A 26,424-nucleotide genomic window follows, 5' to 3' on the forward strand; every position below is an offset into this window, starting at 1 on the left:
ATCGCATGACATATGCCGCACAAAAAAGAGGAAAGACAATGAGCACTCGCGTTAACCACCACAAAGTTACACCCGCCCTCGCCAACGCCCTGTCCGCCCTGAGCATGGAGGTGGCAAAAACCTCCATCGACCCGGCGCTTAAGCACCTGATCGACATTCGCGTGTCGCAGCTGAACGGCTGTACCTTCTGCCTGGATATGCACTCGAAAGAGGCCAAAATTGCCGGCGAGCGCGAGCTGCGCCTGTACCATCTGGCGGCCTGGCGCGAGTCCCCGCTGTTCAGCGCCCGCGAGAAAGCCGCGCTGGCCTTCACCGAAGCGCTGACCCAGATTGGCGTTCACGGCGTGAGCGACGCGCTGTACCGCAGCGTGGCGGAGCACTTCTCGGACGTGGAGATTTCAGAGCTGAACTTCGCCATCGTGGCGATCAACGCCTGGAACCGTCTGGGGATCACCTCCCGCATGGCGCCGGGCTCGCTGGACGCGGCTTACGGGCTGAACAAGGCTAACCTGGAATAATCCCGCGCTCGCGGATCGTCGCCACCAGCGCCCGCAGGCCTGGCGGGACGTGGCGATGGCCGGGGTAGTAAAGGCGCAGTCCGGCAAAGGGCTGCGCCCAGTCGTTTAAGACGCTCACCAGTTCTCCACGCTCCAGCTCTTCCCGGATATACAGTTCCGGCAAAAATCCCACCCCTAATCCCGCTTTTACGGCGCGGATCGAGGCAAAAAGATCGGACGTCGCAAAGCGCGGGGGGACGGAAAGGGCGTACGTTTCCCCCCGACGCGCCAGCTCCCAGCGGTAGATCCCGCCGTGGGCCATGCGCATGCCGATCCCTTGATGTGAAAGCAGATCGTCCGGCGTCTGTGGAATGCCGTGACGGGCAAAATAGTCCGGCGTGGCGGTAACCAGCTGGCGGATCTCTCCGGTCAGCGGCACGGCGATCATGTCCTGCGGCACGGACTCTTCAAGGCGGATCCCCGCGTCGTAGCCTTCCGCGACGATGTCGATCATTCGCGCTTCGCTGACGGTCTCTACGCGCATCTTCGGGTAGCGGATCATAAAGTCGATCAGCAGCTGGTCCAGAAACAGGGTGCCGATATGGTTCGGCACGTTCAGACGCAGCGTGCCGGCGGGTTCCCCGGTGTCGCTGTGGATCTCCTCGCTGGCGAGACGGATCTCCTGCAGGGCCGGGCCGATACGCGCCACATAGCGCTGTCCGGCGTCGGTGAGCGCCACGCTGCGGGTGGTGCGGTTAAAGAGGCGGGTATCAAGGCGGCTCTCCAGCCCGGCGATGGCGTTGCTTACCGCCGTGGCTGACATGCCCAGCTCCTGCGCGGCGGCGCGAAAGCTGCCGCGTCGCACGACCGCCATCACCACTTCCAGCTCTGTCAGACCTGAACGATGCATAGATTATCCTGAAAATCGAAACAACCCTTGCAGCATAGCGTGGATTATCGGAATGGAGAAGCCGTGACAGACTGTGCTCACACAGCCTGAGGAGGTTTATATGCACACCATCGAACAGATCTTTATTAACGGCGAATTTGTTACCCCGCACGGCAACGAGTGGTTTGATTTGTACAACCCGGCGACGGCGCAGGTCATCGGCCAGGTTCGTCTGGCGGACGAGGTTGACGCGGAGCGCGCCGTTGCGGCGGCGAAAGCGGCGTTTCCGGCGTGGTCGCAGACCACTAAACAGGAACGCCTCGCGGCGCTAAAACGTATGCACGCCGCCGTGGCCGCCCGTCACGACGATCTGCTGGAAGCGGTCATTGAAGAGTACGGCGCGCCCGCCTCGCGCTCGGCGTGGATGGCCAGCTATCCGGCGGAGGTGATTGCTCAGGCCATCGAGGCGCTGGAGGCGTTTGAATTTATCACCCCCGCAGGCGCAGCGACGGTGCAGATGACGCCGCTTGGCGTGGCCGGGCTCATCACGCCGTGGAACAGCGACGCGGGGTTTATCTGCGGCAAGCTGGCGGCCGCGCTGGCTGCGGGCTGTACGGCAGTCATCAAGCCGAGCGAAATGAGCGCCCTGCAAACCCGGATTGTCACCGAAGCGCTGCGCGATGCCGCGCTGCCGCCGGGCGTGTTTAACATCGTCACCGGACGCGGCGAAACCGTCGGTGAAACCATCAGCCGTCATCCCGACGTGGCAAAAATCTCGTTTACCGGCTCGACGAATACCGGCAAGGCGATCCTGCGCAACGCGGCGGAGAGCTTTAAGCGCGTTACCCTGGAGTTAGGCGGTAAATCGCCGACGATCCTGCTGGATGATGTGGATCTGGCGCAGGCGATCCCGCTGGTGATTCAGGCCGGATTTATGAACAGCGGGCAGGCGTGCGTGGCCGGAACGCGCATTCTGGTGCCGCAGGCGCGCAAGGCGGAGATCGAAGCCGCATTGGCGCAGGCCGTGGCGGCGGTGAAATCGGGCGATCCGCGCGATAGCGCGACGGACGTCGGCCCGATGGTCAGCGAAAAGCAGTGGCAGCGGGTGCAGGGCTATATCCGTAAAGGAATCGAAGATGGGGCGCGCCTGCTGGCGGGTGGTGAAGGGAGACCGGACGGCACGCGAGACGGCTGGTTTGTGCGCCCTACGCTGTTTGCCGACGTGAACAACCAGATGACGGTCGCCCGTGATGAGATTTTCGGCCCGGTGCTGTGCGCGATCCCTTATCGTGACGAGGGGGAGGCGATCGCGATTGCCAATGATACCGACTACGGACTGAGCGCGATGGTGCTGGGCGGCGATGCGAACCGCGCGCGACGCGTGGCGCAGCAGATTGTTTCCGGTCGCGTGCTGGTGAATACCCTTGCCCATGAGCCGAAAGCGCCGTTCGGCGGGTTTAAGCACTCCGGCGTGGGGCGCGAGATGGGCGAGTGGGGAATTCGGGCGTTTATGGAGCCGAGGTCGATTCTGAGCTAAAACCTGCCCGGTGGCGCTGCGCTTACCGGGCCTACAGGAGCCCACAGGCCGGATAAGCGCAGCGCCATCCGGCACAACACTTCGCTCTTTGCCGAAGCATCGTTCCTCTCTACCCTGCATTCTCTCCCCAACATCACTACGGAGAGACCATCATGATTGCAGTCATTTTCGAAGCCAAAGCCGCGCCCGCCCATCAGGCGCGCTACCTACAGCTCGCTGCCGAACTCAAACCTCTGCTGGCGGACATCGACGGCTTCATTGATATCGAACGTTTTCAGAGCCTGACGACCGACGGCAAAATCCTGTCCCTTTCCTGGTGGCGCGACGAAGAGGCCGTCCGCCGCTGGAAGCAGAACGTCTTTCATCAGGCCGCGCAGGCCGAAGGGCGGGAGTCGATTTTCGCGTACTACCGCATTCGGGTGGCGCAGCTGGTGCGGGAGTATAGTTCCGAAACCGGAGGGCACGCGGATGTATGACGTTCACCTTATTCTGCTGACGGATGATGATAAGCTGGCCGCAGAGATCACCGAACCCTGGGCGACACATGTTAAAAACGAGCCTACCTCCTGATAACAGCGCGGCGCTGGAACAGGCCATTGCCGCGGTGGCTGCCGCAATGGCCGATCCGTCGCGTGTAAAGATGCTGTGCGCGCTGATGGACGGGCGGGCGTGGACCGCTACCGAGTTGAGCGCGGCGGCAGACGTTGCGCCGTCGACCGCCAGCGGGCATCTTGCCCGGCTGGTGGAAGGGCAATTGGTTACCTGCCTGTCGCAGGGGCGGCACCGCTATTATCGTCTGGCGGGGCACGACGTGGCGGCGCTGGTGGAGCAGATGATGGGGCTCTCCTGGAGCCGCATCACCCCGCCGGAAACAAGCGCGCCGAAAGCCATGCGCGAGGCCCGAACCTGCTACGACCATCTTGCCGGAAGGGTTGCGGTGCAAATCTACGATTTTATGCAGGCGGAAGGCTGGCTGGAGGCAGACGGTTCAGCGCTCACGCCGTATGGCCGGGAGCAGTTTCTGAAGCTTGGTATTCCGTTAAATCCCAATACACGTCGCAAGGCCTGCTGCGCCTGTCTGGACTGGAGCGAGCGGCGGTTTCATCTGGGCGGTGAGGCGGGCGCGGCGCTGCTCATTCATCTGGAAAGCAAAGGGTGGATCCAGCGGGTGGCGGGGTACAGGGAGGTGGTGGTGACGGTTTCGGGGAAAAGTGCCGTCAGGAGACTTTTTAGCCGCTAAACTCTGCTGCGGGCTGGTGCCCTCACCCCAGCCCTCTCCCACGGGGAGAGGGAGAATATCTTTTTCGCAATTCCTGCTCTTTCGCCTCTCGTTTCTTGATACTTACCCTGATAACTATTATCTTGACCGCGTGTGACGAGAGGTTTCCCCATGAGCGAAGAAGAACTGTTTAGCCGCAGGCCGATGGGCATGCGGATGGCGATGATCGTGCGCCAGTGGCGTGCGGTAATCGACGACGCCATTCTCGATACCGGGTTAACCCAGTCGAGCTGGACGGTGATGATGCAGCTTCATCAGCTCGGGGATAACGTCTCCGTGAGTGAGCTGGCGGAGGTGCAGGGCATTGAACTGCCGCCGCTGATGCGCACCCTGACACAGCTGGAAAAGCAGGGTTACCTGCTGCGCTCCGTATCGCCTTATGACAAGCGCATCCGGCTTCTGACGCTGACGCCTGAGGGAAAAGCCCTATTACAAAGGCTCACTCGGGTGATTGAGACCTATCAGGCGCGCGTATCGCAAAACATCGCGCCGGAACATATCGACATTTTCAGCGCCACCCTGAATCAATTCGCCTGCAATTTGCGGATAATCCGCGAAGAAGATAACAAGACCGAAAAATAATGACCCCTGAACAAAAGTTTGCCCGCTGGGTAAGGGTGAGTATTGCCTCTTTCCTGCTGATGTTTGTCTACTTTATCGTCGCGGATCTCTGGATCCCGCTGACGCCGGACTCCACCGTGATGCGCGTGGTGACGCCGGTTTCTCCGCGCGTCTCCGGCTACGTGGCGGCGGTACATGTCCACAACAACAGCCAGGTGAAGAAAGGCGATCTGCTGTTTGAGCTCGACGACACGCCGTTTCGCAATAAAGTGGAAGCGGCGCAAATCGCGCTTGAGCAGGCACGCCTTTCCAACGACCAGCTGGATGCGCAGATCGCTGCCGCGCAGGCCAGCCTGAAAACCGCCGTGCTGACCGCGCGTAACGATAAAGTGACCTTCGATCGCTACCAGAAGCTGAGCACCCTGCAGAACGTCTCGCAGGCGGATCTGGATAAGGTTCGCACCACCTGGCAGAGCAGCGAGCAGTCCGTCAGCTCCATTCAGGCCAATATCCATAACCTGCGCATTCAGCGCGGCGAGCGGGACGAGCATCGCAACGTGACGCTGCAAAAATACCGTAACGCGCTGGATGAGGCGGAACTTAACCTCGGCTGGACGAAGGTCTATGCCCAGGCGGACGGCACGGTCAGTAACCTGCAGTTAAGCCCGGGCTTTTACGCTTCCTCGGGTTCAGCCGCGCTGGCGCTGGTGAACAACCAGACCGATATCGTCGCCGATTTTCGCGAAAAAAGCCTGCGCCACACCCATCAGGGCACCGACGCCGCCGTGGTGTTCGACGCCTTCCCGGGGCACGTTTTCCGCGCCCACGTGACCAGCAGCGACGCGGGGATACTGGCAGGTCAGGAGGCCGTGAACGGTCAACTCTCCGAGCCGGAAACCTCCAACCGCTGGGTGCGCGATGCCCAACGCATGCGTATTCACGTCGCGCTGGACGAAGAATTGCCGAAGCATCTGCCGACCGGCGCGCGCGCCACCGTGCAGCTCTACAACAGCGAGGGGCCGTTTGCGCGCTTCTTCTCCGGAATGCAGATCCATCTGGTGAGCCTGCTGCACTATGTTTATTAGTTCGATGTCTATTAGCACCCTGGCGCGGGTGTTTACCCCGCACGGCAACATCGTCTATACGGCAAACGACTTTCGCCAGACCCTGCGCATCGTCTTTGCCGGGATGATTGCGCTGAGCATCTCCAGCTTCTACAACACCAGCTACGGCGTGTTTTTTGTGGTCTATCCGATCATGCTGCTGTCGCTGGTGCCGGTGTTTAACCGCCACGTGGCGAAGCAGTTTATCTTCAGCGCCGCGCTAAACTGCGTCGAAATGATCTTCATCATCGGCTATCTGTCGCAATGGCCGGTCATCATGACGCTGGTGGTGTTTGCCCTGTACGTGATGCGTTTTCGCTTTATGAGCAAGGGGCCGCTGTTCCTGTTTGGCTCAATGGGCGTGGTGTGCCAGAGCGTGATGCTCAACTTTATGAGCTACCCCACCACCAGCTGGCACACGCTGCTGTTTTCCAACATCGAAGCGAGCGTGATGGCGGTGTGCCTGAGCGCGCTGATGAACTATCTCCTGCCGGACGTGGAGCCCCGCAGGCCGCCGCCGCTGATTGAGAAAGACGATGCCCGCGTGCGCCACGAGTCGCTGCTCTCCGGCACCGTCGCGACGCTGATATTCGTGGTGTTTCAGATTAGCGACTTAAGCGATTCGCTTTCGGCGCTGATGGCGGGGATTTTGATCCTGTTCCCCATGCACTACCGCGGTTCGGTGATGAGCTCGATCTGGCGCGTGGTCGGCGTGGTGCTGGGCTGTCTCTATATTCTGGTGGTGCAGCTGATCCTCTACGATCACAGCAGCCATATGCTGCTGATGATGCCGCTGATTGGCCTCGGGCTGGCGTTTGGCGCGCGTCTGCACGTGATGGAAAAGGTGGGCGCGGGCGTGGGGTTCTCCAGCATCACGACCATCGGCATTATGTTCGGGCAGAACATGCACCCGGACACTGACCTGGTGTTCAGCGATCTCTACCGCATCACCTCCGTTACCTTTTCGCTGGTCGCAACGCTGACGATGGTCTTTCTGGTGCACCTGATCCTCAACCGCTTCGAGGCGACGCGCTACGTCATCGCGCCGCCCAAGGTAGATTAATGTCCCAGCACGGCAGGCAGCTGCGAGAGTAAAAACAGGATCAGGCCAATCGTCCCGCCCACCAGCGTGCCGTTGACGCGGATGAACTGCAGATCTTTACCGATGTTAAGCTCAATCTGGCGGGACATGTCTTTGGCGTCCCAGCTTTTGACCGTGTCGCTGATGTGGCGCGTCAGGAACGCCGCGAAATCCGGCGCGAGGCGGTGCGCGGCCTGCTCCAGATGTTCGTTCAGCGACGCCCGCAGGCTGGTGTCGTTAGACAGCGTTTCGCCAAACCACAGCCCGGCGTTGGCGATGCGCTGCTTCACCCGCGAATCCTCGCTTTGCATATCCGCTTTCAGCCACTGGCGCAGGTCGGCCCACATCTCTCCCAGATAGCGGTTAAACGCCTCATCGTTTTTCAGGTAGTGCTTGATGTTGTCGGCTTTCGCCGCCATTTCCGGATCGTTTTTCAGGTTGTCGATAAGCTTCAGCGTGGCGCGGTCGAACGCCTGGCGGATCTGGTGCGTGCGGTCGTGGCTGATATCGTCCAGCAGCGCGTTCACCGCGTTCGACACCATCTCCGCGCTTTGATCGCCCAGCCACTCGGTGGGCAGCACCATCGCTTTGCGCGGGTGTTCGGTCTTCAGCCAGTGGACAATCTGATCGGCAATAAAGTCCCGCGTGCTCTCCCGCTGAATCAGGGTAATCAGACGGTTGATGATCGCATCCAGCAGCACCTGGTGGCGGTTGTTTTTGGTCATGCTCTCCAGCATCACGGCGCTGGTTTCGGTGAAATCGACCTTGTCGATGGCCTTATGCACCGCCCGTTTGAGCAGGCGCTGAATGCGTCCATCGTCGGTGAGTTCGAGAAAACCGCTCATCACCTGCATCAAATGCAGCCCGACGCGCTGGGCGTTGTCCGGTTTGCTGAACCAGGCGCCGATCATCTGGGCAGGTTCATAGCGGCGGATGAGTGCCACCAGCGACTGGGTATCAAGAAACTTCTCCTGCACAAACTGGCCGAGATTGTCGCCGATCCGGTCTTTATTGCGCGGGATAATCGCCGTATGGCGCGAGATAAACGGAATGGGCACCCGGCGGAACAGCGCAACCACGGCAAACCAGTCTGCCAGCGCGCCGACCATCGCCGCCTCGGCAATGGCCTTCACGCCGCGCACCCAGAAGGTCTGCGGCAGGAACAGGGTGGTGATAAACGCCGCGGCGGCAACCAGCAGCAGCGACAGCGCCAGCAGCTTGGCGCGTTTGAGTTCAGCTATTTTTTCCATGGGTTAAGGATAGAGGGAAGCGGGGGGAAAGTGCAAAGAAGGAGAAGGACCTCCGCGTTTCAGCTTCTGGAATGCGCCTTCAGATATTGAAATTGAACGATGTCGACCGGTTCAATTTACGAACGTTTTGTATATGCTTTTTTGTATATACAATAAGGGAAGGGTACACTATGCCAACGGAGTTTGAATGGGATACCAACAAAGCGAAAAGCAATCTCATTAAGCATGGGATCCGCTTTGAAGAAGCTGTTCTGGTGTTTGACGATCCTTACCATTTATCTTTGCAGGATCGTCATGAAAATGGAGAGTTCCGTTGGCAGACCATTGGCCTTGTACATGGTCTAATTGTCATTATGGTCGCACACACGGTACGTTTTGAAAGTGGTGACGAAGTCATTCGAATCATTAGCGCACGAAAGGCGGACCGTAAAGAGAGGAGCCGTTATGAGCATGGTTAAACATAAACGCGGTAGTGCGCCTGAGATGAGTGCTCGCCGTGAGGCTGAGCTCAAAGCACTAGCCGAAAAATCGGAAGCAGAGATTGATTACAGCGATATCCCTGCCACGGGAGATGAACAGTGGTCAGGGGCGGTGCGAGGGAAGTTCTATCGGCCACTCAAAACTCAGGCGTCTGTACGTATCGACGCTGACGTGATGGAGTGGCTTAAACGGCCTGGAAAAGGTTACCAGACGAGGCTCAATGCCATTTTGCGTGAAGCTATGCTGCGCGATCAAAACAAAAAATAAGCAACGGGCGGCGTCAGGCTGCCCGCTATCTCAGCGTATATTTTCCAGTAGCCGCCACAGCACCCACCCGCCAAATCCCATCAGCACCACCCCCGCCGTGCGCTCAATCCACCACAGCGAACGGCTGAGCTTCTGTTGTACCGCCGATAGCCCCATCAGCGACACCAGCGCGACATCCCACGCCAGCACCACCATTACCATCCAGACGCCGCAGGTCGCCTGCTGAAGCAGCGTGACGTCCGGCCCCAGCAAGGCCGTCATCAGCGCCAGATAGAACAGCGCGTTCTTCGGGTTTAGCAGCGCCGAACCGAGCCCCAGCAGGATCTGCTTGCGCAGCGAAGGGAAGCGCTGGTGGGTTTCATTCAGCGCCAGCGCCTGCTGGCGGCTGCGAATCAGATGCGAGCCGACCCACAGCAGGTACAGCGCCCCGCAAAGTTCGATAAGGGTAAACAGCCACGTAAACTGGCGCAGCGCGCTCCAGCCAATAATCACCAGAAGAATATAAAGCGCGTTGCCCGCGGCGATGCCGAGGCACAGTCCGGCGCTGCCGCGTAGCCGATAGCGCGCGGCATAGCCCACGAGCAGGAAGAAATCCGGGCCCGGGCTTAGCAGGGCGACAAAGTGCGCCAGCGCCAGGGCGAGAAAAGCGGAAGGGAAGAACAGTTCCATAGCGACCTCATTTAACAATCCGAGGTCAGAGTACGGCGCTGCAGAACCTATTTATTGTCTGATATTGATCGGCCGGTGGCGTACTGGCGCGGCGTGGCGGCGGTATAGCTGACGAAGGTCTTATGAAAATGGCTCTGGTCGGCAAAGCCGCTCTGGTAGCCGACGTCGGCAATATCGTCCCCGGCACGCAGCCGCACCTTGGCGTACTCCACGCGGGAGATGTTGAGAAAACTGCCCGGCGTCAGGCCGGTGTCCTGCCTGAAGGTGCGGATCAGCGTCTCCTTGCGCAGCGAGAAGCGTTGGGCAAGCTCGTCGAGGGAAGGCGGGCAGGCGAGATCGGAAAGGAATGCCTGCTGAACCTGCTGGCTGGTTGCGCGAAGCGCGTCAGCGTTATCCGCGGCGCGGGGAAGGGAAGAAAGCAGCGTTTCCAGTGATGCCGGAGACAGGGTCTCAACAACGTCCAGGTAATGGGCAAACAGGGTTGGGCTACGAATCACCTGTAGCGCCAGCGGAAGCCCTGTGTCGATGTAGAGCATATGGTAGCTGCGCGGTTGCCCGGCGACGGGGTTACAGCTGTGCGGCACACCGGCCGGGATCGCGATGAGGTCCCCGGGGTTAAGGATGAACTCTCTGTCATGACACACGCAGCAGGTTTGGCCCTCCACAATCGCTCCGATGGAGAGCTGAGGGTGACTGTGGCGTTTGTACGCCTGCGTACTCTGCCAGGTGCTGCGCAGCTCAAGGCCTGAGGCGCGGTGAAAAGTCTGGCGGATATGTCGGGTATCGGTCATGGGCGCTCCTTCTGAAGATTTTTTATACCACGTCAGCGAACCGTCCGGCAGCGCTTCATTAAGAACCTTCCGGATATACCCAACTTTACGTCCATAGCCAGTCATGTTGACTACCCTTAATACCCTAAGCGGTAAAACAAGGAGATTCGACATGGCTTATCAGACAGTAAATCCTGCCACTAACCAGCTCATCAAAGAATACCCCTCACATACCGACGCGGATATCGAAGCGGCGCTCAGCGCGGCCGATGCGCTTTATCATTCGGACTGGGCGAAAGGCGACATCAGCCAGCGCCTGCCGGTGCTGCATAAGCTTGCCGATCTGATCGACGAGCGTGTGGAGGATCTGGCGAAAATCGCCAGCCAGGAGATGGGTAAGCTCATCGAACAGAGCCGCGGCGAGGTGAAGCTGTGCGCGCAGATCGCCCGCTACTACGCCGACAACGCGAAGCGGTTCCTGGCCCCGGAGAAGTACGACTCTGAGCTCGGTGAAGCCTGGGTGGAGCATCACCCCATCGGCGTGCTGATGGCCGTTGAGCCGTGGAACTTCCCGTACTACCAGCTGATGCGCGTCCTGGCGCCAAACCTGGCGGCGGGTAACCCCGTCATCGCCAAACATGCCAGCATCGTGCCGCACTGCGCCGAGACCTTTGCCCATCTGGTGCGCGAGGCGGGTGCGCCGGAAGGGGCGTGGACCAACCTGTTTATCTCGTCCGAGCAGGTGGCGAATATCATTGCTGACGATCGCGTGCAGGGCGCCGCATTAACCGGCTCCGAAAAGGCCGGCAGCGCGGTGGCCGCGCAGGCGGCGAAGCACATTAAGAAATCCACGCTGGAGCTGGGCGGTAACGACGTGTTCGTGGTGCTGGACGATGCAGACCTTGAGAAGGCCGTGAAAATTGGCGTTAACGCGCGGCTCAACAACGCCGGGCAGGTCTGTACCGCGGCGAAGCGCTTTATCCTGCATGAAAAGATTGCAGAGGCCTTCCTGAGCAAATTCACCGAGGCGTTTAAGCAGGTGAAGATTGGCGATCCGCTGGACGAAAGCACCACGCTGGGGCCGCTGTCGTCTAAAGATGCGCTCGAAACGCTGACCAGACAGGTTAACGAGGCGGTGAAAAACGGCGCCACGCTGCACTATGGCGGCAAACCGGCGCAGCGCGACGGGAGTTTCTTCGAACCGACGATCCTGACGAATATCTCCCGCGATAACCCGGCGTATTTCGAAGAGTTCTTCGGCCCGGTGGCGCAGATGTACGTGGTGAAAAACGACGACGAGGCGGTCGCGCTGGCGAACGACTCCCACTACGGCCTGGGCGGGGCGGTATTCAGCCAGAATATCGAGCGCGCGAAGAAAATGGCGTCGCGGATTGAGACCGGGATGGTGTACATCAACTGGCTCACCGATACCGCGCCAGAGCTGCCGTTCGGCGGCGTGAAGCGCTCCGGCTACGGGCGCGAGCTGTCGGATCTGGGGATCAAAGAGTTTGTGAACCAGAAGCTGGTGGTGGTGCATAAGTAAGAGGTCATAAAAAAACCTGCCAGCCGGCAGGTTTTTTTTAAAGGGATTATTGCACTTCGATCTTGTCCCAGCCGCTTTTGAACATGCAGCTGTCAACTAACGTATCCCGGCGATATTCATTCGCGTCTTCAACCGTGTAGCTCGTGGAAATATCCTTTTTCTTGTTCTTTTTGTCCGTTTTTTCCGAGCTGGATCCGGTTACGACGTTATCCGGGGGCAGATCGATCAGCGCCTGCGCTTCGCATTCCGTGAGCTTTTTATTCATTTCCGCATCGCTGACGCCCGGTTTCACCCATTTGTACTGGACGCAGCCGGCGAGCATCAGCGTGAGGCTCAGAACGCAAAGCGCGGTCATGCGGTGTTTCATCAGAAGGTGACTCCACCGCCTACATATGCGCCGTCAATCAGCGTGTGGCCAGGACGACCGTCTTTGCCGTCCACGCTCACGTGGCGGTAGCCCACTTTCAGGGTCACTGGCGTAATTGGCGTCCAGCTTACGCCGCCGTTGGCTTCGACGTAGTTTTTCACGCTGTTGTTCAGGCCTTCTGGTGCGACATAGCCTTCACCGTACACGTGGATGCTGTCGGTCAGGGCAACGTTTACGCCGCCGCCAATCGGGAACGCCACGCCGTTATCGCCTTTTTTCGGGCCGAGGTAGATGGCTTTTGCGCCCGCGTTCAGCATCACCGGGCCAAGACCCAGGTTGTAGCCTGCGCCCACGCCGCCGGTCTGGGTACCGTCGTCGGTGTTTTTGAGCCAGTTACTTTCCAGATAAACACCGGATGAGGATTTCCCCATTTCCAGATTGAGGTTGGTAAAGTTTTTACCCTGCTCAACGGTGCCGCCCATCGCCAGTGCGGAACCCGATACGGCAGCCAGAGCAGAAAGAAGAAGGATATTCAGTTTTTTCATGTTTTTTGCCTCGTCATTAAATTCATCTGGGCGCACCTTAACAAGCGATGTTAATGACTGCAAATGTGATATAAATCGCTGTTTTATACTGATATTGTTAACTTTTTTATTGAAGTTGTTGCAATGATGTTTGATTGTCGGGGTGTCAACAGGGGATGTTTTTAGCGTTTAGGAACCGTTTAGTTTTTTGACTAAACATAAACTGAACGAGGCGGGGATAGTGATTTGAGATGAATTAATTGGGTTTCTAATAATTTCCAAAAATGTTTCGCCTGTCACACAAAACAACAAAGCCTTACATTTCGAGCGATGAATATACGTTCAATCGCGCAGGCCGTTTTCCCTTCCATGTCATTTTTCTGACACGTTTATTCTTTACGTTGTTGGCTTCACTAACTGGATGCTAACAATATGAAAAGAAAAATTATTCCTGTGCTAATCGGCTGTGCGCTCTCTTTCTCTGGCCTGGCGGCGCAGCCCACTGCTGAGCGCTATGTCGTCAGCTTCCCTGAAGGCTCCCACGTGAGCTACAGCGGCGCGTTTGCCAGCGCGTTTCCGAACGGACTACCCGTGGGTATTGGCTCCGGCCTGCTGTTTACGGGCAAGCAGGGCGACGCCCTGACCTTTGCGACCGTGACCGATCGCGGTCCAAACGCCGATGCGCCAAAAATGGGTAAAAACGAAGCCAAAATATTTGTCACGCCAGATTTCGCGCCGCTGCTGATGACCATCCGCGTTCAGAACGGCAAAGCGGAGGCTGTCGACGCCCGCCCGCTGCATGATGATAAAGGCGAGATTAACGGTCTGCCGCTGCAAAGCGGCGTGATTGGCTCCACCAATGAAGTGGCGTTCAGCGATACCCTCAAGATCCTGAAGGGCGACAACCGCGGGCTGGACACGGAAGGCATCACCCCGGACGGGAAAGGCGGCTACTGGCTGTGCGACGAATATGGTCCGTTCCTGATTAACGTCGACAGCAAAGGGAAGATCCTGGCGATCCACGGGCCGCAGGCCGCGGAAGGGGAGAAATCCATCGCGGGCGGCCTGCCAAACATTATCAAATGGCGCCAGGCGAACCGGGGCTTTGAAGGCCTGACCCGGATGCCGGACGGGCGGATTATCGCCGCCGTGCAAAGCACGCTGGATATTGACGGCAAGAGCAAAAAGCAGGCGCTGTTTACGCGTCTGGTGAGCTTCGACCCGGCGACCGGGAAAACGGCGATGTACGGTTACCCTATCGACAGCGCGGCCTACAGCAAAAACAGCGACGCCAAAATCGGCGACATCGTGGCGCTCGATGACCAGCACATCCTGCTGATTGAGCAGGGAAGCGATAAAAACGACGGGATGCGTAACCTGATTTACAAGGTGGATCTCAGCAAGGCGAGCGACCTGACCACCTTCGACAAGCCGGGCGAATACCCGGAGTTTGATGATGAGAAAACCCTGGCGCAGCGCGGCATTACCCTTGCGGCTAAAACGCAGGTCGTCGATCTGCGCGCGCTGGGCTGGCTGCAGGAGAAGGCCGAAGGGCTGGCGTTGATCGACAGCAAAACGCTTGCGGTAGCGAACGATAACGACTTTGGCGTGAAGGTGGCGATGCAAAACCCGGTCGAGGGCAAGAAGCTCAAGGATTATCGGGTGAACGCGGAAGGCAAGCTGACGCTGGATGATAAGCCGGTGGAAACCACGCTCAGCGTGAAGCCGCTGAAGAAGCCGGAGTCGGACAGCGAGCTGTGGATTGTGACGCTGCCGGAGGCGGTGAAATAAGTATCCCCACAAAATAATGCCTGCACAGACGCCCCCTCTCCCTTGAGGGAGAGGGCTGGGGTGAGGGGGAACATACGGCTCTAGTGGTCATTCCGTTCACTTCATGTTCCTTGCTACTCTGTAACGGCATGACCGGTGAACGTGCCAGGGTGGCTCAATCGCCACCACCCTGGCGACCCGGGCTCCCGGCGGTAAATCGCCGCTTCGCGGTGCCCTCAGCTTATTCCTTCAGGCTATCGGGTCGGGCATGAGCCTGCATCCCTGCAGGCCACGCCCTCTCGGCGCATCCCTGCGCCTCGCCCCGGCCTTACGGAAACGCTTCGGCGATTTACAGCCGGACCAGGGCGTCGCTGTAAGTCATTAATTAACCTGAAGCAACGTTCATCGCTTCAGGTTAATAAATTACTGGGCAGAGGGGATGCATGGCTGTTATTTCTTCAGACCCGCAAACGCCGCCCGAATTTCTTCTTCCGGGAGTTGGATACCGATAAACACCATCACGCTGTGCGGCGCTTCCTCGCCCCAGGGGCGATCCCAGTCTGCGCTGTACAGGCGCTGTACGCCCTGGAACAGCAGGCGGTTCGGCTCGCCGTCAATCCACAGCATCCCTTTGTAGCGCAGCAGCTTGTCGGCAAACGACAGCAGCAGGTTTTCCATCACGCGCGAAACCTCGCCGATGTCCACCGGGTAGTCCAGCTCCACCACTATCGACGCCACGTCGTTTTGCCTGTCTCCCATAAAGTGGAAGCGCGGTTTTGCGGTGACGTTCTCCTCCAGCATAAAGCCGTTGGTGTTGAACAACTGAGACAGATCGATGTCGCCATGCGTCACCGTGTAAACCGGCGCGCGGGAGTTAATGCGAGTCAGGCGTTCGCGCAGCTTAACGCTTTCGCCCGCCACGTCGGTTTTGGTCAGCAGGATGCGGTCGGCGTAGCCCACCTGAGACTGGGCGATGGTGAACTGGTTCATCTGCTCGTCGGCGTGAACCGCATCGACCAGGGCAATTACGCCGTCCAGCAGGTAGCGCTGGCACAGGATCTCGTGAGAGAAAAAGGTCTGAATAATCGGGCCGGGGTCGGCCATGCCGGTGCACTCGATCACCAGGCGGTCAAAGTCGATCTCGCCGCGATCGCGGCTGTCGATTAGATCCAGCAGGGCGTCTTCTAATTCGTTAGAGCGGGTGCAGCAGATGCAGCCGTTGGTCAGGGTTTTGATCTGGGTGGCGCGATCGCCGATCAATTGATCGTCAACGGAGACCTCGCCGAATTCGTTTTCGATGACGGCGATTTTGAAGCCGTGCTGTTCGTTCAGGATGTGGCGCAGCAGGGTGGTTTTACCGGCGCCGAGGAAACCGGTCAGCAGGGTAACGGCAATCGGGGTCATGGTCTCTCCTTTAGCAGCAGCGGACGCCGCCTTCTCCACTTCCGCCGTAGCGCGCTTCCTGGCGCTCGCGGAAGAATTCGGTGTAGGTCATGTACGGCTTATCCGGATGGTTGGTCTTCATATGCTCAACGTAGTTGTCATAGTCCGGAATGCCAATCAGCATTTTCGCCGCCTGACCGAGGTATTTTTTTGCTTCGCCTAAGTTACCAAACATTGTGGGTTCCAGACAGAAAAAGCCCGGCGATGTGAGTCCGCTGGGCTTATGTTTTCCTCACCCCAGCCCTCTCCCGAAGGGAGAGGGGGAGGATTGCGGATTAATGGTGTGAAGAGGTCTTAACGCCGCCTTCCGGCACCGGCACGTAAGGGGTTTCTTTATCCGTACGGCCGTCGGCGTTGCGCACGTTCAGCCAGGTTTTGATGCCGTAGAAGATGATGCTGTACACCACCACCAGGAACAGAATGCTCAGACCCGCGTTGGTGTAGTTGTTCACCACGATATGGTTCATGTTGGCAATCTGCTGAGCGGTCAGGTCCGCGCCGCCTGCGGCAATCTTCTCTTTGTACTGGTTAGCCATGAAGAAGAAGCCTTCCAGCTGCGGGTTGGCGCTGAACAGCTTCAGGCCAAGCGCCCAGGTGGTGCAGAGCAGCAGCCACAGCGCAGGAACAACGGTTACCCAGATGTATTTGGTGCGCTTCATCTTCACGAGGACCACGGTACCCAGCACCAGAGCAACGGCTGCGAGCATCTGGTTAGAGATACCGAACAGCGGCCACAGGCTCTTCACGCCGCCGAGCGGGTCGACAACGCCCTGATACAGCAGGTAGCCCCACAGGCCTACGCAGCCCGCAGTACCCAGAATACCCGCCACCAGAGAGTCGGTTTTCTTCAGGAACGGCACGAAGTTACCGAGCAGGTCCTGCAGCATGAAGCGGCCCGCACGGGTACCGGCGTCCAGCGCGGTCAGGATGAACAGCGCTTCGAACAGAATACCGAAGTGGTACCAGAAGCCCATGTCCGCCCACGGCAGCACTTTGTGGAACACGTGTGCGATACCGACGGCCAGCGTCGGCGCGCCACCGGCGCGGTTCAGCACGGACGGTTCGCCGATGTCTTTCGCCGTCTGCATGATCTGCTCAGGTGAAATCACGAAGCCCCAGGAGCTGACGGTCGCCGCCGCGTGTGCACTCGCGTCCTTCAGCTGCGCCATAATCAGCGCCGCGTTGTCACCGCCCATTTCGTGCAGGTTTGGCATGGTGATGCCGAGGCCCGCAGGCGGGGTGTTCATCGCGAAGTAGAGACCCGGTTCGATGATAGACGCGGCAACCAGCGCCATGATCGCCACGAAGGACTCCATCAGCATTGCGCCGTAGCCGATCAGACGCGCGTCTTTCTCGTTCGCCAGCAGCTTAGGCGTGGTACCGGAGGCAATCAGGGCGTGGAAGCCGGAGACCGCACCGCAGGCGATGGTGATGAACAGGAACGGGAACAGGGCGCCTTTCCACAGCGGGCCGGTACCGTCGATGTACTGCGTGACCGCAGGCATTTTCAGGTCCGGGTTAATCACCAGGATACCGATCGCCAGACCGACGATAACGCCGATTTTGAGGAAGGTCGCGAGGTAGTCACGCGGGGCCAGAATCAGCCAGACCGGCAGCAGCGCGGAGATAAACGCATAGCCAATCAGCGCGAAGGTAATGGTAGTGTCCTTGAAGGTCAGCGCCGGGCCCCAGTACGGGTCGTGCGCAATCACGCCGCCGAAGTAGATGGAGGCCACCAGCAGTACGATACCAATCACCGACACTTCGCCCACGCGTCCCGGTCTCAGGAAGCGCATGTAGATCCCCATGAACAGCGCAATCGGCACGGTTGAGCAGACGGTGAAGACACCCCACGGGCTTTCGGCCAGCGCTTTCACCACGATCAGGGCCAGCACCGCAAGGATGATGATCATAATCAGGAAGCAGCCGAACAGCGCGATCGTCCCCGGCACGCGGCCCATCTCTTCTTTGACCATCTCACCCAGAGAGGCGCCGTTACGGCGAGAAGAGATAAACAGCACCATAAAGTCCTGCACCGCACCCGCCAGCACCACGCCGGCGAGCAGCCACAGGGTACCCGGCAGGTAGCCCATCTGCGCTGCCAGCACCGGGCCGACCAGCGGGCCTGCGCCGGCGATAGCGGCAAAGTGGTGACCAAACAGCACGTAGCGGTTGGTTGGCACGTAGTTCAGGCCGTCATTGTTAATGACCGCCGGAGTGGCGCGCGTCGGGTCGAGCTTCATGACCTTCTGCGCGATGTACAAGCTGTAGTAGCGATAAGCAACAAGATAGACGGAAACCGACGCGACCACGATCCACAGGGCGCTTACGTGTTCGCCCCGGCGTAATGCGACAACCGCCAGACAGAAAGCGCCGAGGATCCCGAGTAAGGCCCAGGGCACGTGCTTCAGTAGTTTTTTAGTATCCATAGTAAGACCTGGTTTTTTATGTAAAGAAAAAAGGGTCAGGGTTCGTTGTGAGGAGGTATTGATTAATGCTGGAGCGATCGTGCCAGATCCTCGCGCGTGTAAAGGACGGTAAATGAATGAGTGGTTGAAAGTGCCGGGTGAGCGGTCAAAGGGGGCGACGAGCGGTTCCGGCTCGCCGCCAGGGGGCGAAATTATGTGATTGAGATCACTTGATTATTCGGGTTACGCTCCACCGCCAGATAGTTCTCCAGCGTTCTAATCAGTTTTTCCTTCAGCCAGTTCGGTTCCAGAATCTGAATGTGGGGCAGCCAGTAGAACAGCAGCGGTAGGATCTGGTTCTCGTGCGCCGCCTGGCAGCGCAGCGTGACGCCGCCCTGCTGCTCCTCCAGCAGCTCCTGTTCCGGCAGAAGATCGCGGCGCAGGAAGTAATGTGAAATATTATCTTTGATAAATATTTTCACCGCGAAAGTATTTTCAGACACCCAGGGATCGAGGCTTTTCTCCAGCAGCTCAAGGACATTTTCTTCGGGCGTGAAGGTCGTTTTCTGAATATCAAACCAGCTAATCTGGCTCAATGAGAAGGATTTCAGGCGGCTATTTTCGGTGGCTTGTAAATACCATATATTTTTTTTGTTAATGAGTTTATAGGGATTAATCAGACGGTTTTTTCCCTTATAAACGATCTGACAAACATTATGGTTTTTAATCGATCTCTCGATTTTCGTTAAATGACGGCGAATATCACGTTCTACCGTGTGTTCTGCCTCATTGCCAAGAATAAGAATATGGTTTTCGTCAACGCGCGTTTCGAGCTTCTGCCAGAATTCCGTATTTCTTTCAGGGAAAAAGCTGTCAGCATTCAGGAAGTTAGCAAGGGTGTGATGTAAGCCTTGTCCGCCAGGCGATTGCGCAGAATGGATCAGTCGATATAGCCCGTTACCGGTATGTTCAACAATAGGAGATAGGGCATTTAAATCCCGGTAGACGGTACGCTCGGTAATTTTAAATTTCTCCATTAGCGCACTGCGGTTTACCACACCGTTTAAATGTAGCTCAACCAGAATATCGACCAGACGTTCAGCCGAGCGGCTCCGCGTCGTTTTAGCCATAAGGTCATCCTGTATATTTAGGTATGCGCTGAATGATGCGGATGCACTGACAAAGGGTGTCAGTATTCAGTCACAGAAAATTTCTCTTATGGGTATATAACGGCGTGATTTAGCGGAAACCTTAGGAGTTTTTGTAGAAAGCGGCGCTGGCCGAAGAAAAAGGCCAGCGCGAGGGGGGATCACACGGCGGCTTCCGCCTCCAGCATGACCGGATGGAAACGGCGCTTGAAGTAGATCAGACCGTGTCCCGCGTCACTCAGAATAATGTTCTTAACTTCAACAAGGTAGACAAGATGCGTGCCGATGGTTTGCACCTGGCTAATCTCGCCCTCAAGGCTGGCGAGCGCGCCCTTGAGCACCGGCTGCGCCAGCGGTCCTTTCTGCCAGCAGGAGAGGGCAAAGCGCTCCTCCATCGTCATACCGGTCATCCCGGCGAAATGGCGAGCCATGATCTCCTGTTCGTGGTTCAGTACGTTAACGCACAGCCTGCCGTTGCCCTGAAATACCGGGTTCATGGCGCTGTTGGCGTTGATGCACACCATAACCGACGGCGGGGTGTCCGTGACCGAACAGACGGCGGTGGCGGTAATGCCGCAGCGGCCCGCCTCGCCCTCGGTGGTGATCACATTAACCGCCGCCGACAGGCTACTCATCGCGTCGCGAAAACGCAGGCGTTGTTCATCTGAATGCATTGCAACCTCCCGCTGCGCTATTTCAGCAGCTTGTCGAGCATGTTGATATCGCTGTTATTGTGCAGGTGCGGCACCGTCCAGCCGTGCTGGTCGTACTCGGACATGCAGCGGTCGACCATCGCCATCATTTTGTCCATGTTGCCGGAGCTCTGCGCCTGGCGCAGACACTGCAGGCGGATCTCATCCTGGCTTCCGGAGTAGTTGATCTCGTACAGCTCGTGACGGCCGCCAAACTCGCTGCCGATGGCGTCCCACATCAGCTTCAAAATCTTGATGCGTTCGACGTGATCCATACCGTTGGAGCCGCGCACGTATTTCGCCAGATACTGGTCGATCTGCGGGTTGTTCAGATCCCGGGCGCTGGACGGGAGGTAGATCAGACCGGACGTCACGTTACGCTCGATGATGTTCTTGATCTTGGCGTAGGCCATCGGCGCCATCACACGGTAGGTTTGCAGCGCGGCGTGATCCGGCAGATACGCGCCGTTGACCCACGGGGTGGCTTCGGAGCACATGGAGTCGCTCAGCGCCCAGAACATGTTGCGCCAGGCCACCACTTCGCCGAGATCGGCCTGCACGCCGCGGAACTCCAGGGTGCCGGTGCACTCCAGGGATTTCTTCAGCAGGGCGGTGATGAAGTCGAGCTTCACCGCCAGACGCACGCAGGCCTGCAGCGGGTACATCCGCGCAAAGCCGCCTTCCATCGTCCAGCGACGGCAGCGGTCGAAATCGCGGTAGATCAGCACGTTTTCCCACGGGATCAGCACATGATCCATCACCAGGATCGCGTCGTTCTCGTCGAAGCGGCTGGAGAGCGGGTAGTCGTACGGGGATCCGGTTGCGCCTGCCACCATCTCGTAAGAGGCGCGGGAGATCAGCTTCACGCCTTCGGCATCCATCGGCGCGACGAACATCAGCGCGAAGTCCGGGTTTTCGCCCATCACCTGCGCGGAGCCGAAGCCGATCATGTTGTAGTGGGTCAGCGCCGAGTTGGTTGCCACCACTTTCGCGCCGCTGACGATAATCCCGGCGTCGGTCTCTTTCTCCAGCTTGATGTAGACGTCTTTCACCTCGTCCGCCGGCTTGTGGCGGTCGATCGGCGGGTTAACGATGGCGTGGTTGAAGTACAGGCCGGTTTCCTGAATGCGGGTGTACCAGTTGCGGGCGTTCTGTTCGAACTGGCCGTAGAAGGCCGGGTTGGCGCCGAGCGCGCAGCCGAACGCGGCTTTGTAATCCGGCGTGCGGCCCATCCAGCCGTAGCTCAGGCGCGACCACTCGGCGATGGCGTCGCGCTGCTGGCGCAGGTCGTCGGCGCTTTTCGCCACGCGGAAGAACTTGTGGGTATAGCCGCCGCTGCCGGTGTCGGTGCCCCAGCAGAGCGTGTCCTGCATCTCCGGCTTGTGCAGCGCGTCGTACATCTGTGCGATGGAGGCCGCCGCGTTGCGAAACGCCGGGTGGGTGGTGACGTCTTTGACGCGCTCGCCGTAGATGTAAATCTCACGGCCGTCCTGCAGGCTTTTTAAATACTCTTCGCCGGTTAACGGACGTTTGGCATCAGCGCGGAAATCTTCAGGCTTCATAGGGACCTCGTATCGGAATAAGGTTGTTAAATTTATGTTTTGTTTTTGTTGTTTAATTGAAGCCTGAGAGGGGCGGAACGTGAAGGGACGATTGGGACAACGGCGGGTACTTTTCGGGCGGGATTGGGATTTGTGATCGTTGTCCCCTCACCCCGGCCCTCTCCCCAAAGGGGCGAGGGAGAAATCGTCCCCTCTCCCCTATGGGGAGAGGGTTAGGGTGAGGGGTAAGGTTTTACGACACCGGTACTTTCTGCGCCCGATACGCGCTCGGCGAGCACCCCACTAAGCGGTTAAAAAACCGGGCAAAATAGGCCGGATCCTTAAACCCCAGCTGCCAGGCAATGTCGCTGACCGCGCTGTCGGAGAAGAGCAGCAAGCGTCTGGCTTCCCGCAGCTGGCGGTCGAAGATCAGCCGCTTCGGCGGGCGGTTGGCGAAGCGGCGGCAGATATCGGTCAGGCGGGATTCGGTCAGGTGCAGCTCGCTGGCGTATTCCGGCACCGTCCAGTGCTGGTGGTAGTGGGCATCTATCAGCTGGGTAAAGCGCTGGAACAGCTTCAGCTCGCCGCGCATGCCGCCCGAAGCGTGGTCGTCGAGCTTCGCGTTACGCAGCAGCAGGGTAAACACCGCCTGCGCCAGCAGGACCAGAGTATGTTCGCGCCCCGGCAGCTGTTCCGTGGATTCCCGGGCGATAAGCTGCCAGTAGTGCTTCAGCGCCGCCAGCTCGTCCGGCCTGTCGGCCAGCGAGAGGCAGATCCCCGGCAGGCCAAACGCTTCCCGCGTGCCGGGGTAGAGCACCTCCAGCAGCGGCCAGATCAGATCCTCGCGCACCGTCAGCACGTGTCCGTCGCTGTCGGATTCGGTGATAAACGCGTGCGGCACCGACGGCGGCGTGAGGACGAACAGCGGAGCCTGCACCGAGTAGCGGTGATCGTCGAGCTGGAGCTCAATCTGCCCGGTATCGAGAAAGTGCATCTGAAAATACTGGTCGTGACGGTGCGCCTGCATGTCGCGGCCAAAAAAGGCCGCCATGCGCGCGAACGACTGGTAGTGCACATCGTCGGTGCCCAGACTTTCGTCGTACTCCTTGCTGATATCAATGTTGGCGATAGGGCTCTGGCACATGCTCGTTCCTCTGTTGATCCCGCTGCGTCATCGGGATGCGCGTCAGCACCAGCGCGCCGACCACCAGCAGCCCGGCCACAAACCACAGCCCGGAGCTGAAGCTGCCGGTCGCGTCGCGCAGAATGCCGATCAGCAGCGGGCTGACGGCGGATCCGACGTTGCCGATGGCGTTGATCACCGCCAGCGCCACCGCGCGGGACTGCAGGCTAATCACCCGATCCGGCGTGGTCCAGAATATCGCCATGGCGGTAAAGGATCCGGTTGAGGCCATAATGATGCCAAGCAGCTGGATCAGGCTGTGATCGGTGGCCGAGGCCAGCATCCATCCCGCCGCGGCGAAGAGGTACGGCAGGATGGTGTGCTTTTTTCGCTCTTTCAGCCTGTCGGAGCGTCGGCTCCACCAGATCATCCCGAGAATGGTGCAAAACTGCGGGATCGCCGCCAGCAGGCCGATGACGATATTGCTGCTCCCCGTGTTGAAGCTCTGCAGGATCTGCGGCGTCCAGATGTTGATGGCGCTGAGCGTGTTGGTCAGGCAGAAGTAGGCCAGCGTGTAGAGCAGCACCGCCGGGGTCAGCACTTCGCGCAGCGTCGATCGCGGCGTGACGGACTGGGCAATGGCGACCTCCTGCTCGCGGGCGATCATCGTTTTCAGCGCCTGCTTTTCGTCGTCGTCGAGCCAGGTAGCTTGATCCGGCGTGTCGTTGAGATAAAACCAGGTCACCACGCCGAGCACCACCGACGGCAGCCCCTCCAGCAGGAACAGCCACTGCCAGCCCTTCAGGTTCCACAGCCCGTCCATCGCCAGAATGTAGCCGGAGAGGATCGAGCCGAGCATCATGGTCACCGGCATGGCGATCATAAACAGCGCGTTGGCGCGGGCGCGGTGATAGGCCGGGAACCACCATGTGAGGTAGACCAAAATCCCCGGCAGGAAGCCCGCTTCGGCAATGCCTACCAGCATGCGCAGAACGTAGAGCGTTTCAGGGCTGGTGGCAAACATGGTGCAGGTGGAGGCGATGCCCCACACCACCATGATCCCGGCGATCCAGCGCCGCGCGCCGATCTTCGCCAGCATGATGTTGCTCGGGATCCCGCACAGCACGTAGGTGACGTAAAACAGCGTCGCGGCCAGGCCAAACATGGTCGATGTGAGGCCCAGATCTTTGCCCATCGTCAGCCCGGCAAAGCCGATGTTGATACGATCGAGAAACGAAAAGACAAACAGGATAAAGAGAAAGACGATCAGGCGTCGGAACAGCTTGTTAATGGCGCGATGTTCAACAGATTTATTATCATGGGTTTGCAGGGTAGAGGTCGTCATGGTGCGCTCCAGATCTTACGTTTAGTAGACGGATTTATTGTTATTAACTGACGTAACCGGTTGTTCGATAAAGCGTGCCGCCAGCGCTTCGGCGCCGCGGGCGAGCAGGGTGGTGTCGACGCCGACGGCGACAAACAGCGCGCCAAGCTCGAGGTAGCGTTTCGCCAGCGGCTCGTTCGCCATCAGGATGCCGGGGGCTTTGCCCGCGCTGAGGATCTGCGCGATAGCCTGCTCGATGGCGGCCTGCACCTCCGGGTGCTGCGGATTGCCGGCAAAGCCCATGTCGGCGCTCAGATCCGCCGGGCCGATAAACACGCCGTCGACGCCTTCAACGTCGAGGATCTGCGGCAGATTTTTTAGCGCCTCGCGGGTTTCAATCTGCACCAGCACGCACATGGCGTCGTTGGCCTGCTGCAGGTAATCCGGGATGCGGTTCCAGCGCGAGGCGCGCGCCAGGGCGCTTCCGACCCCGCGAATGCCCGCGGGCGGGTAGCGGGTGGCACGTACCGCCAGCCGCGCTTCGTCGGCGTTTTGCACCATCGGCACCAGCAGGGTTTGTGCGCCCACGTCCAGCAACTGTTTGATCTGCACCGGGTCGTTCCACGACGGGCGCACCACCGGCTGGCTGGGATAGGGCGCGATGGCCTGTAATTGGGTTAACACGGTCTGCACGCTGTTTGGCGCGTGCTCGCCGTCGATCAGCAGCCAGTCGAAGCCTGCCCCCGCCAGCAGCTCGGCGCTGTAGCTGCTGGTCAGCCCCAGCCATAACCCGATTTGCGGGCGGCCCGCCTTCAGCGCTGCTTTGAATGCGTTTTGCATGGTTGCCTCCTTACACAAAGCGGCAGCTGATGGATCCCATGTTGCCGTAGTCGACGTGGAAGGTGTCGCCTCTGCTGGCGGGCACCGGGCGGGTAAACGAGCCGCCGAGGATGATTTGCCCCGGTTCAAGCTGCACGTCGTACGGCGCCAGCTTGTTCGCCAGCCACGCCACGCCGTTCGCCGGGTGGTTAAGCACGCCTGCGGCCACGCCGGTCTCTTCGATCACGCCGTTGCGGTAGAGCAGGGCGGAGATCCAGCGCAGATCCAGCTCGTCGGGCTTAATCGGGCGGCCGCCGAGGATCACTCCCGCGTTGGCGGCGTTATCGGAGATGGTGTCGAACACCTTGCGCGGGCGCTGGGTTTCCGGATCAACGTTGTGACAGCGGGCGTCGATCAGCTCCAGCGCGGGGATGACGTAGTCCGTAGCGTTGTAGACGTCGAAGATGGTGCAGTTCGGGCCGCGCAGCGGTTTTGCCAGCACGAATGCCAGCTCGACTTCGATGCGCGGGACGATGAAGCGATCGACCGGGATGTCGCTGCCGTCGTGGAAGAACATGTCGTCCAGCAGCGCGCCGTAGTCCGGTTCGCTAATCTGCGAGCTGGCCTGCATCGCTTTGGAGGTCAGGCCGATCTTGTGGCCCTTCAGCACGCGGCCTTCGGCGATTTTCAGGCTGACCCATTCGCGCTGAACGGCGTAGGCGTCGTCGATGGTGATCGTCGGGTAGTCGAGAGAGATCTGGCGGATCTGCTCCCGGGACTGTTCCGCCTGATGCAGGCGGTGGGCGATCAGGGTATGGGTGTGTTTGTCGAGCATGGCGATATCCTGTTTTATGTTTTTTTCTCCCTCTCCCCGTGGGAGAGGGACGGGGTGAGGGCATCAGGCCGCAGAGATTTCCCCTCACCCTAACCCTCTCCCAAAGGGAGAGGGGACGGTATTACTTAAACAACGCGTGCACGTTGTTCTGTTTGTAATTGAGCGTTGGGTGCAGCTCGTCGAGCTCGAACGACAGCGCCAGATAGCGGTCGGCCATCAGCTCCGCGAAATGTGCCTTGATCAGCGCAAACAGCATCTCCCCCACGGCTTCCCGGCTCTCCAGGCTGCGCCCGGAGCCAATCTTCAGCGTCATATGCACAAAGGCGTAATCGTGCCTGCCGTCGGCCATCTGCCAGGTGTCCAGCCAGTGGGCGCGGCTGCGGATGCCGCCGATGGGGAAGATGCCCGTGGCGGCGAGCGCCTCGTTCACTTTGGCGAACAGCCCCGGCAGGTCGCCCTGCTCGCGGATGTTGTCGGTACATTCAGCAATAAAGTGCGGCATGG

Annotated in this window: 28 protein-coding genes and 1 pseudogene; 12 read left to right on the plus strand and 17 right to left on the minus strand. The window is 59.2% G+C overall.

Translation table 11 applies throughout. The annotated features are described in order from the left end of the window. Nucleotides 1-38: 38 nt before the first annotated feature. Nucleotides 39-518, plus strand: a complete 480-nt coding sequence (locus LBF07_RS14030) for a carboxymuconolactone decarboxylase family protein (RefSeq protein ID WP_014882392.1) — start codon at nt 39-41, stop codon at nt 516-518. Here LBF07_RS14030 and LBF07_RS14035 read toward each other — a convergent pair. After that, complete coding sequence (locus LBF07_RS14035; protein ID WP_045888817.1) at nt 505-1,407, minus strand: LysR family transcriptional regulator; 903 nt, start codon at nt 1,405-1,407, stop codon at nt 505-507. The two genes, LBF07_RS14030 and LBF07_RS14035, sit on opposite strands and share 14 nt — an antisense overlap. Nucleotides 1,408-1,507: 100 nt before the next feature. Between LBF07_RS14035 and LBF07_RS14040 the strand changes: the two genes are divergently transcribed. From LBF07_RS14040 to LBF07_RS14065, 7 genes and pseudogenes are all read left to right on the plus strand, one after another. Continuing rightward, the gene (locus tag LBF07_RS14040) at nt 1,508-2,923 is read left to right on the plus strand and encodes an aldehyde dehydrogenase family protein (RefSeq protein WP_094935518.1); all 1,416 of its coding nucleotides are present in this window, start codon (nt 1,508-1,510) and stop codon (nt 2,921-2,923) included. Nucleotides 2,924-3,075: 152 nt separating this feature from the next. Next, on the plus strand, nt 3,076-3,399 hold the full coding sequence (locus tag LBF07_RS14045) for an antibiotic biosynthesis monooxygenase (RefSeq protein ID WP_033144543.1): 324 nt from the start codon (nt 3,076-3,078) through the stop codon (nt 3,397-3,399). A 4-nt stretch (nt 3,400-3,403) separates the two neighbouring features. Further along, a pseudogene (locus tag LBF07_RS24735) lies at nt 3,404-3,493 on the plus strand (amino acid-binding protein); the annotation flags it as partial. Next, the gene (locus LBF07_RS14050) at nt 3,468-4,163 is read left to right on the plus strand and encodes a helix-turn-helix transcriptional regulator (protein WP_094935517.1); all 696 of its coding nucleotides are present in this window, start codon (nt 3,468-3,470) and stop codon (nt 4,161-4,163) included. The pseudogene LBF07_RS24735 and the gene LBF07_RS14050, both read left to right, overlap by 26 nt. 150 nt (nt 4,164-4,313) lie before the next feature. Further along, nucleotides 4,314-4,784 (plus strand): MarR family winged helix-turn-helix transcriptional regulator, encoded by a 471-nt coding sequence (locus tag LBF07_RS14055; RefSeq protein ID WP_094935516.1) that lies wholly within the window; start codon nt 4,314-4,316, stop codon nt 4,782-4,784. Next, on the plus strand, nt 4,781-5,848 hold the full coding sequence (locus LBF07_RS14060) for an HlyD family secretion protein (protein WP_094935515.1): 1,068 nt from the start codon (nt 4,781-4,783) through the stop codon (nt 5,846-5,848). Before LBF07_RS14055 ends, LBF07_RS14060 begins: the two co-directional genes overlap by 4 nt. Nucleotides 5,849-5,852: 4 nt before the next feature. Then, a complete protein-coding gene (locus LBF07_RS14065) occupies nt 5,853-6,929 on the plus strand; it encodes a DUF2955 domain-containing protein (protein ID WP_023310256.1) in 1,077 nt (358 codons plus the stop codon). Here the strand turns inward: LBF07_RS14065 and LBF07_RS14070 are convergent. After that, nucleotides 6,926-8,197: a DUF445 domain-containing protein gene (locus LBF07_RS14070; protein WP_094935514.1), complete on the minus strand. Its 1,272-nt coding sequence runs from the start codon at nt 8,195-8,197 to the stop codon at nt 6,926-6,928. The genes LBF07_RS14065 and LBF07_RS14070 overlap by 4 nt on opposite strands. A gap of 170 nt (nt 8,198-8,367) precedes the next feature. Between LBF07_RS14070 and LBF07_RS14075 the strand changes: the two genes are divergently transcribed. Beyond that, nucleotides 8,368-8,655 carry a BrnT family toxin gene (locus LBF07_RS14075; protein ID WP_010427219.1) on the plus strand — a complete coding sequence of 96 codons (288 nt, stop codon included), beginning with the start codon at nt 8,368-8,370 and terminating at the stop codon, nt 8,653-8,655. Beyond that, nucleotides 8,642-8,944 (plus strand): BrnA antitoxin family protein, encoded by a 303-nt coding sequence (locus LBF07_RS14080; RefSeq protein WP_033144548.1) that lies wholly within the window; start codon nt 8,642-8,644, stop codon nt 8,942-8,944. The genes LBF07_RS14075 and LBF07_RS14080 overlap by 14 nt, the downstream gene beginning before the upstream one ends. Nucleotides 8,945-8,974: 30 nt before the next feature. Here LBF07_RS14080 and LBF07_RS14085 read toward each other — a convergent pair whose 3' ends face one another. Then, nucleotides 8,975-9,613, minus strand: a complete 639-nt coding sequence (locus tag LBF07_RS14085; protein ID WP_094935513.1) for a LysE family translocator — start codon at nt 9,611-9,613, stop codon at nt 8,975-8,977. 47 nt (nt 9,614-9,660) lie between these two features. Beyond that, entirely contained in the window at nt 9,661-10,404 is a 744-nt protein-coding gene (locus LBF07_RS14090) for an AraC family transcriptional regulator (protein ID WP_048976422.1), read from the minus strand. Nucleotides 10,405-10,555: 151 nt separating this feature from the next. On the opposite strand from LBF07_RS14090, the gene LBF07_RS14095 reads away from it, so the two are divergent. Continuing rightward, entirely contained in the window at nt 10,556-11,926 is a 1,371-nt protein-coding gene (locus tag LBF07_RS14095) for an NAD-dependent succinate-semialdehyde dehydrogenase (protein WP_094935512.1), read from the plus strand. 46 nt (nt 11,927-11,972) lie between these two features. On the opposite strand, the gene LBF07_RS14100 is transcribed toward LBF07_RS14095, so the two are convergent. Together LBF07_RS14100 and LBF07_RS14105 are read right to left on the minus strand one after the other, a co-directional pair. After that, nucleotides 11,973-12,293 carry a hypothetical protein gene (locus LBF07_RS14100; protein WP_039262264.1) on the minus strand — a complete coding sequence of 107 codons (321 nt, stop codon included), beginning with the start codon at nt 12,291-12,293 and terminating at the stop codon, nt 11,973-11,975. Next, nucleotides 12,293-12,838: a YfaZ family outer membrane protein gene (locus LBF07_RS14105; protein ID WP_023310269.1), complete on the minus strand. Its 546-nt coding sequence runs from the start codon at nt 12,836-12,838 to the stop codon at nt 12,293-12,295. Before LBF07_RS14105 ends, LBF07_RS14100 begins: the two co-directional genes overlap by 1 nt. 411 nt (nt 12,839-13,249) lie before the next feature. Between LBF07_RS14105 and LBF07_RS14110 the strand changes: the two genes are divergently transcribed. Next, nucleotides 13,250-14,608, plus strand: coding sequence for an esterase-like activity of phytase family protein (locus LBF07_RS14110; protein ID WP_126327604.1), 1,359 nt, complete (start codon nt 13,250-13,252; stop codon nt 14,606-14,608). 429 nt (nt 14,609-15,037) lie between these two features. On the opposite strand, the gene yjiA is transcribed toward LBF07_RS14110, so the two are convergent. From yjiA to LBF07_RS14165, 11 genes are all read right to left on the minus strand, one after another. Further along, a complete protein-coding gene (yjiA, locus tag LBF07_RS14115; RefSeq protein ID WP_094935510.1) occupies nt 15,038-15,991 on the minus strand; it encodes a GTPase in 954 nt (317 codons plus the stop codon). 10 nt (nt 15,992-16,001) lie between these two features. After that, the gene (locus LBF07_RS14120) at nt 16,002-16,205 is read right to left on the minus strand and encodes a YbdD/YjiX family protein (RefSeq protein ID WP_003856610.1); all 204 of its coding nucleotides are present in this window, start codon (nt 16,203-16,205) and stop codon (nt 16,002-16,004) included. Between the two features lie 100 nt (nt 16,206-16,305). After that, complete coding sequence (locus tag LBF07_RS14125; RefSeq protein ID WP_023334384.1) at nt 16,306-18,459, minus strand: carbon starvation CstA family protein; 2,154 nt, start codon at nt 18,457-18,459, stop codon at nt 16,306-16,308. A gap of 191 nt (nt 18,460-18,650) precedes the next feature. Then, a complete protein-coding gene (locus LBF07_RS14130; RefSeq protein ID WP_094935509.1) occupies nt 18,651-19,568 on the minus strand; it encodes a YafY family protein in 918 nt (305 codons plus the stop codon). 179 nt (nt 19,569-19,747) lie between these two features. Further along, the gene (locus tag LBF07_RS14135; protein ID WP_047173281.1) at nt 19,748-20,260 is read right to left on the minus strand and encodes a 4-hydroxyphenylacetate 3-monooxygenase reductase subunit; all 513 of its coding nucleotides are present in this window, start codon (nt 20,258-20,260) and stop codon (nt 19,748-19,750) included. 17 nt (nt 20,261-20,277) lie between these two features. After that, on the minus strand, nt 20,278-21,840 hold the full coding sequence (gene hpaB / locus LBF07_RS14140) for a 4-hydroxyphenylacetate 3-monooxygenase, oxygenase component (RefSeq protein WP_033144556.1): 1,563 nt from the start codon (nt 21,838-21,840) through the stop codon (nt 20,278-20,280). A gap of 232 nt (nt 21,841-22,072) precedes the next feature. Next, a complete protein-coding gene (hpaA, locus tag LBF07_RS14145) occupies nt 22,073-22,963 on the minus strand; it encodes a 4-hydroxyphenylacetate catabolism regulatory protein HpaA (RefSeq protein WP_094935508.1) in 891 nt (296 codons plus the stop codon). Beyond that, nucleotides 22,935-24,287, minus strand: a complete 1,353-nt coding sequence (gene hpaX / locus LBF07_RS14150) for a 4-hydroxyphenylacetate permease (protein ID WP_039262275.1) — start codon at nt 24,285-24,287, stop codon at nt 22,935-22,937. The genes hpaA and hpaX overlap by 29 nt, the downstream gene beginning before the upstream one ends. Before the next feature lie 21 nt (nt 24,288-24,308). After that, entirely contained in the window at nt 24,309-25,106 is a 798-nt protein-coding gene (hpaI, locus tag LBF07_RS14155) for a 4-hydroxy-2-oxoheptanedioate aldolase (protein ID WP_064673190.1), read from the minus strand. Nucleotides 25,107-25,116: 10 nt separating this feature from the next. Then, nucleotides 25,117-25,920, minus strand: a complete 804-nt coding sequence (gene hpaH / locus LBF07_RS14160) for a 2-oxo-hept-4-ene-1,7-dioate hydratase (protein ID WP_039262280.1) — start codon at nt 25,918-25,920, stop codon at nt 25,117-25,119. A gap of 121 nt (nt 25,921-26,041) precedes the next feature. Continuing rightward, nucleotides 26,042-26,422: a 5-carboxymethyl-2-hydroxymuconate Delta-isomerase gene (locus LBF07_RS14165; RefSeq protein WP_094935507.1), complete on the minus strand. Its 381-nt coding sequence runs from the start codon at nt 26,420-26,422 to the stop codon at nt 26,042-26,044. Nucleotides 26,423-26,424: the final 2 nt, after the last annotated feature.

Origin of the sequence: Enterobacter cloacae complex sp. ECL352, from assembly GCF_020149545.1 — a bacterium.
In the GTDB taxonomy this organism is placed as follows: domain Bacteria; phylum Pseudomonadota; class Gammaproteobacteria; order Enterobacterales; family Enterobacteriaceae; genus Enterobacter; species Enterobacter asburiae_B.